Origin of the sequence: Psychrobacter sp. (assembly GCF_036731945.1) — a bacterium.
Taxonomy (GTDB): Bacteria; Pseudomonadota; Gammaproteobacteria; order Pseudomonadales; family Moraxellaceae; genus Psychrobacter.
This window is the reverse complement of the sequence record NZ_DAINDI010000070.1, coordinates 12,817-16,057: the sequence shown is the minus strand read 5'-3', so window position 1 is coordinate 16,057 and position 3,241 is coordinate 12,817. Positions and strand designations below refer to the sequence as shown.

General features: G+C 43.2%; 2 protein-coding genes. Both read right to left on the bottom strand.

Annotated elements, in window-relative coordinates; translation table 11 throughout:
* Positions 1-328: 328 nt before the first annotated feature.
* On the bottom strand, positions 329-1,963 hold the full coding sequence (locus tag V7D75_RS12300) for a CTP synthase (RefSeq protein WP_333614797.1): 1,635 nt from the start codon (positions 1,961-1,963) through the stop codon (positions 329-331).
* Between the two features lie 228 nt (positions 1,964-2,191).
* Positions 2,192-3,238: a porin gene (locus V7D75_RS12295; RefSeq protein ID WP_333614798.1), complete on the bottom strand. Its 1,047-nt coding sequence runs from the start codon at positions 3,236-3,238 to the stop codon at positions 2,192-2,194.
* Positions 3,239-3,241 lie beyond the last annotated feature (3 nt).

Sequence of the window (3,241 nt, the reverse complement as noted above, 5' to 3'; positions counted from 1 at the left end):
CGATATTAATCGTCTTGTCATTTGGCGTATTAAGCTTGATATGTGATTGTGCGGTTAATAATTTTTCCATGAAGTGCTGACCCTCATTATTGTTATTTACTGTCGTTATCAACAGCGTTTATTCATCTGACTTTTCCTATTGTAACCGATAGCTCAATGAAAAAAAGTATCCAAGCGTAATTGATAATTTTAACTGCCTGATATAAAAGCTGTATCTAAAAAAAATGTTATTAGAAAAGTCTGAATTCAAGCCCAAAAAAAGACCGATCCGAAGATCAGTCTTTTTTATAGTCTTTTCTATAATTACCAAGCTGTCGTACGATAATGGTTATTTATTATCGCTATAGTTTCTTGCTGCTTTAACAAAGCTGTTAAACAGGGGATGACCACCGCGTGGCGAGCTGGTAAATTCAGGATGGAACTGTACGGCGACAAACCAAGGATGGTTAGGAATCTCAACCGACTCAACCAAATGCTGCTTAGCAGAATAACCCGATATCGTCATACCTGCTTGCTCTAATGGCTCGATATAACGATTGTTCATCTCATAACGATGGCGATGACGCTCAGTGATATTGGTTGAACCGTAAATTTGCGCAAGCTTACTACCCGCCACCAGTTCCGCTTGCTGCGCGCCTAAACGCATGGTGCCACCGAGGTCTGAATCATCGTTACGAATCTGCAGTTCGCCGCGCTCATCCAACCACTCGGTAATCAAACCAATGATAGGCTCAGCGGCCGTACGATGGAACTCAGAAGAATTGGCATCGATATTCAGCACATTACGCGCATATTCAATCACCGCTAGCTGCATACCAAGACAGATACCAAGATACGGTACGTTGTTTTCGCGCGCATAGGTAATGGCTTTCATTTTGCCATTGGTACCGCGCTCGCCAAAACCGCCTGGTACTAAAATAGCATCGGCATCGTTAAGACGAGCAAATAAAGCATCATCGGTTTCTAACAGTTCAGCGTCGATATAGTCGATTTTGACGTCGGCTTTATGAGTGATACCAGCGTGTAGCAAAGCTTCGTTGATAGACTTATAGGCATCTGGCAATTCAACATATTTACCTACCATTGCGACCGTCACTGACGCTTCAGGATTGAGCTGTGCTTCGACCACTTTATCCCAATCGCTTAAATCCGCTTCTGGTACATCAAGACCAAAGCGCTCACAGATTAAATCATCAAGATCTTGCTCATGTAAAGTGCGCGGTATTTGATAAATACTTTGCGCATCTTCACACATGATCACCGCACGCTCTTCGACGTTGGTAAATAGTGCAATCTTACGGCGATTGTCTTGTGAGATATGGTGGTCAGAGCGGCAGATCAAGATATCTGGCTGCAGACCAATAGAACGTAGCTCTTTTACTGAATGCTGAGTAGGCTTAGTTTTGGTTTCGCCCGCACTGGCAATATAAGGCACCAGTGTTAAATGCATCAGCATGGCACGATTACGTCCAAGCTCTACTTGCATTTGGCGTACCGCTTCCATAAAGGGCAGTGACTCGATATCACCAACGGTACCGCCAATCTCGATAATGGCGATGTCGTAGCCTTCGCCACTGGCAAGGATTTTGCTTTTAATTTCATCAGTGATATGCGGAATCACCTGTACCGTACCGCCCAAATATTCACCGCGGCGCTCTTTATTCAACACGTTTTGATAGATACGGCCACTGGTAAAGTTGTTGCTCTTACTCATCTTTGAATGGCGTAAAAAGCGCTCATAGTAGCCCAAATCCAAATCGGTCTCGGCGCCGTCTTCGGTGACGAACACTTCGCCATGTTGAAACGGGCTCATCGTGCCTGGATCGACGTTGATATACGGATCCATTTTGGTCATCGTCACGCTCACGCCACGTGCTTCAAGGACTGCGGCAAGAGAGGCTGCGGTAATACCTTTTCCTAGTGAGGACACTACCCCACCGGTCACAAATATAAACTTGGTCATAGTACTCTGTCGGTAATTGGTAAAGAAGGATTTTACTAAAAATACGCCACAAAATATAGGGCAAAAGCACAAACTCTTTAAAACACTCAGTTTTTAGCGCTTCGCCCGCATCAATGCATATTTATCATAAGCGTGACTATTATACGCCACTGCCGCCTTAAAAAGGCCACAACAAAAAAAACTCATCCCGAAGGATGAGTTTTTTAGAGTCAGATTCTAATGCTTAGATTAGAATTTGTATTCTAGACCAGTACCAATAACTAATACTTCAGCATCGCCTCTTGGCGCAATTGCAAGATTAGCTGGATTATACGGTACGTTATCAGCTTTGTTCATACCAGCATAGGCATGAGCAATGATGTTGTCTTTATAGAAGTATTTACCACCGACAACGATTTGATCTGAATCAGCATCATCTAAACCATCTAAGTTAGAGGTGTTGTTGTACTGCGCATAGACAGACGCTGGACGAGCAAAGTTAGTTAGAGGCATCTCACCACTGATGACGAAACCTTTTTCTTTAGAAGAACCATAATCATAATCAGCTACTTGATATAACGCACCTAATCTAATTGGAGCTGCCATGAATTTAGCTAGATCAACAGTAGCAGTACCACGGATGATATCACCTTCGATGTTTTGGTCTTTATCATAAGCTAGACCAGCAGTAAAGCCAGTACCTTGGTCAAATAGTGCTGCAACACCGAAACCTGAGTTATCATTACCATTAGCATCATCAGAGCTATACATTGCAGAGATCTCTAAAGGTAGGCCGTCATATTTAGGCGCAGTCCAGATGATCGAGCTTGGGATACGGTTACTATCCGCCATGTTTAGTGCTGAAACCACTTCACTTTCGTTTTGAGTTTGGCCTAAGTTATCCCAGTAACCTTGGTTTACAACAACGTTATCGATACGCGCTAGACTTGACTGGTTTTTACCAACACGGAATTCACCAAATTGCTTGTTGACAACACCCAGGAATGTATCACGGTTAGTAAAACCATTGCTATCACCATCAATACGTGTGCCGTACTCTAACTGATAGATAACATCAGTGTTAGCAGTCATGGCTTCAGAACCTTTAAGACCGATACGTGAAGCATGAGAGTTAATTTCTACTGTATCTTCATCATACATATTGCCAGCAGGGCCATCGAATTCAGCGTTAACATAGTCAGCAGCTAAAAAAGCTTTACCGTATAGAGTTGGTGCGGCATTGGCTGCAGATACAGATAGGGCAGCGATTGCTGTAGCTAAAAGTAGTTTTTTCATGGG

Excerpts from the sequence above, each read along its gene's own strand:
- V7D75_RS12295 (WP_333614798.1), bottom strand. The coding sequence starts at position 3,238 with ATGAAAAAACTACTTTTAGCTACAGCAATCGCTGCCCTATCTGTATCT.
- V7D75_RS12300 (WP_333614797.1), bottom strand. The coding sequence starts at position 1,963 with ATGACCAAGTTTATATTTGTGACCGGTGGGGTAGTGTCCTCACTAGGA.